General features: G+C 26.6%; 2 protein-coding genes. Both read left to right on the forward strand.

Annotation, left to right across the window (positions count from 1 at the left end; translation table 11 throughout):
• Positions 1-261 precede the first annotated feature (261 nt).
• A complete protein-coding gene (locus tag LX95_RS14315; RefSeq protein ID WP_111542141.1) occupies positions 262-723 on the forward strand; it encodes a hypothetical protein in 462 nt (153 codons plus the stop codon).
• A 239-nt stretch (positions 724-962) separates the two neighbouring features.
• Positions 963-3,605, forward strand: coding sequence for a TrlF family AAA-like ATPase (locus LX95_RS14320; RefSeq protein ID WP_111542142.1), 2,643 nt, complete (start codon positions 963-965; stop codon positions 3,603-3,605).
• The last annotated feature ends 97 nt before the right edge of the window (positions 3,606-3,702 follow it).

A 3,702-nucleotide genomic window follows, 5' to 3' on the forward strand; every position in this document is an offset into this window, starting at 1 on the left:
TTAAGCTTCTGCGTATATAATAACCTTAATCCTCTCTTTGTTCTTTCTTTTTTATAGATCTTAATTTAATGTTTTTATTGAAATGCTAACTTAAGTCGTATATAACTTATGGCGGGGAAAGTGGTAAATTCAAGCTTTGTGCTTTTAAGTAAATTTGGTGCAAGCCGACAAGAAAGTGCTTTGAAAGACGCCACAAGTCATATACGCAAACCGTTGGGCTTCATTTCTCACTCGAACTCTGAAACAAAAATTTAGGAAAAATTGAAAAGAAAATATTTATTAATTATAATCGGAATTTTAGCGTTCGGAATTTTAATTTATTATGTGGGTTGGTCTTTTTCACCAGGAAGTTATGGAAAAGCTGAAAATTATGAATTGAATACTTCTGAAAAAACTCTTATAGAAATTATAAATGAGGTAAAATCGGAAAACAATTTAAATACAAATAGTTTCACTGACCATAAAAGTAAACATTGGAATTCAATCTATTTTGAATATAAAGACAAGAACCAAATAATTCATACTCTAACAAGACCGAAAAACAAGACAAAGACAACATTTTCTTTTGCAAATTATAAAAGTAAAACAGATGGTGGAAACTGGATTGATGCGAATGAATATTTTTGGTGGTGGAAAAACTCAACAGCTAAAAGTGAATTTAAAGAAAGAATATTGGAAAAAATTAAGGGAAAAATAAAGAAACGAGAAGAAATAGAAAATTGAAAAACGGAAAATAAAAAACGAAAGCCCAACACCGTATATAGCTAATAGCTAATTAGTTACTTAATTCAAAGTTAAGGCATATTTGCAAGTCCGCCAAATTTTTTAATTTGGCTTATTGATAAAAGAAGATAATAAGAAAATTAAAAAATTTGACTCGTGCTTAACTGAAAAGTAATCGCTAATTAACACGCTACGAGCCATATACAAACACGTTGTAGCCAATACCCGAAAAAAATAAAATGATAGAAGAAATAAAGAAAGGTTCTATTTGGAGAAAATGGGATTTACATATACATACACCTAACACACATTTAAATAACAAGTACAATTGTTCATACAAGGAAATTGCTGAAAAAATTATTGAAGAAGAAATCGAGGTTATTGGTGTTACAAATTATTTCATTGTGGAAGAGAATGAAATTACAGAACTGAAAAAGTATTTACCTAATGAAACTCTTGTACTTGCAAATTTTGAATTTAGAACTAATGACAAAAATAAAAGTGGTGAATACATAAATTCTCACGTTCTATTTAACTTAGACAAAGTTTCAATTTCACAGATTCTAGAAAGTTTATCAAGAATTCCATTAAATAATATTGCAGATGACAATACTCAATATTGTACAATTGAAAATATAAAAAAATATGGTGCTGATAATATAACTATATCATTTGATGACCTAAGAAAACAATTAGAACGAGATTTCAGCATCTGGAATGACTTTTTAATGGTTGGAGTCAATAATGGATATGGTGGTTTTCATCCTGACAATAAGCCAAGAAATATACAGTTGGCAAAAAAAATGGACAAATGTTCTAATTTAATTTTTGGAAGAGCTTCAGACAGAAACTTTTTTTTAAATCTTGAAGGTCCAAGAAAAGACTTTTTTAAGTTACCAAAACCTGTATTTGTTTGCTCAGATGCTCATTCTTTAAATACAATTGGCTCTGAATTTACTTGGGTTAAAGCTGATAAAACTTTTGAAGGACTAAGACAAACTATTTTTGAACCACAGGAAAGAACTAGAATTCAAGAAAATAATCCAAAATATGATTATGAAAAACCTTACTTCTCATTAATTAATTTTAAAGAAGATGAGCAAATTTTCAAAGATGATTCCGATTTAATTTTTTGTGAATCAACAAAAACACTTCCATTAAACCCTAATTTAGTAACCATTATTGGAGGTCGTGGAGAAGGAAAAAGTATGCTGTCTGAATATATTTCGAGTAGCTTTTATGGAAAAACTGGAAATAAAATTGGAGAATTTAACAAAACAGAAAAAATCGAAGTCGAGTACAGTAAAACAATTCTGAATGATGATGAGAAGATTCTTTTCCCTTTAGGAGAGAATGAGCATTCTGTCGATTTTATTTATATAAGTCAAGGAGATTTAAAAAGTAAAGTTGAAAGTCAAGATAAGAAATCATTATTAGCAGATTCTATAAGTAAACTTGCTAAACTTGAAAAACCTGAATTTGATAATGATTTAAACAAATTAATTCTTTCTTCAATAAAAGAACTTCAAGAACTTGAACAGTTCTTAAAAATTAATGAGAATAAAATTGATTACTTAAAAAAGGAAGAAAAGAAAACTAATGAATTTATATCTAACATTACAACAGAAGAAAATAAAGAAAAATTAGAACAATATTCAAGCAATTTAGAAAAAATTAAAAACAACACTTCCAAAAGCACAGAATTAAAATCTTTAACTATATACTTAAATGATATTGTAACTAGTATAAATGAGAAAATTAATGAAGTAAACGAAGAAGTTAATTTAATTCCTTTATTGACTGAAGAACAAAATATTTTCAAGAATCAACTTGAAGCAATTAACAATTGGCTTAATAAAATATTTAAAGAAATTTCAGATTTAACAGATAAAAACAATAAAATAAAAGAATCTTTTAATGAAGTTTATAAAGGTGATTTATCTACTCTATTAAAAGATGTCGATAAATTTCAAACAGTTTTATTAACTATTCGTGAAAAAATAAGCAAAGTAACTCAAAAAAATAAAAGATTTGAGAATCTAAAAAAGATAATATTCATAAGTGAAAAAGATAAAGAGTCATTAATTAATAAAATAAAATCTCAATATTCTCTTCAAAAAACAAAACTTGAGCAAGATTGGAACAATTTTACCGATTTCGAGAAAAATGATGACTTAAATGATGCACAAAAAGAAATTATGGAGAATCTATTACAAGATTTATCTGTAGAAGTTGTCATTGAATTTAATGAATCAAGTTTTTATGAAAAAATTTATCACTGTATTAATGGTGCAGTTTGGAGAGTGAAAAATAATTTAAAAGCTCAAAAAGAATATTTTGAAATCAATGATATAGATTCTTTTTATGATTTTCTTGAAAATAAATTTTTAGAAGTTTGTGAATCTAACAATGGATTAGATACTGAACGATTAACAAAACTGTTTTTCGATTCTAATGAGCAAAAGGATTATATAAATGTCTACCCTATATTGAAATATGATGGTAAAGATTTAAATAAGATATCTGTTGGTCAAAAAGGAACTGTGTATTTAAAATTAAAACTTGCTACAGAGGCATTTTCAAAACCAATCATTTTTGACCAGCCAGAAGATGATTTAGACAACGAGTTTATTATGAATAATTTAATAAACCTTTTTAAAGAATTAAAAAAATATAGACAAGTTATAATCGTTACTCACAATGCAAATCTTGTTATAAATGCAGATGCAGAACAAGTTATTGTAGCAACTAATGACAAGGGTAAATTGAAATATTTATCAGGTAGTTTAGAAAATGAATTAATAAATAAAAAAATATGTCAAATTCTTGAAGGAGGAGAATTAGCATTTGAAAAAAGAAGAAGGAAATATAAAATACAATAAGTACTGGCTACAACAAAGTACTGTGGTAAAAAACAAGTAAAAACTCACTAATTTTTAGCCAACGTACTTCTGTAAGAATCATCATATACTAGTCCTG

This window comes from Mesonia algae (genome assembly GCF_003253545.1).
GTDB lineage: Bacteria > Bacteroidota > Bacteroidia > Flavobacteriales > Flavobacteriaceae > Mesonia > Mesonia algae.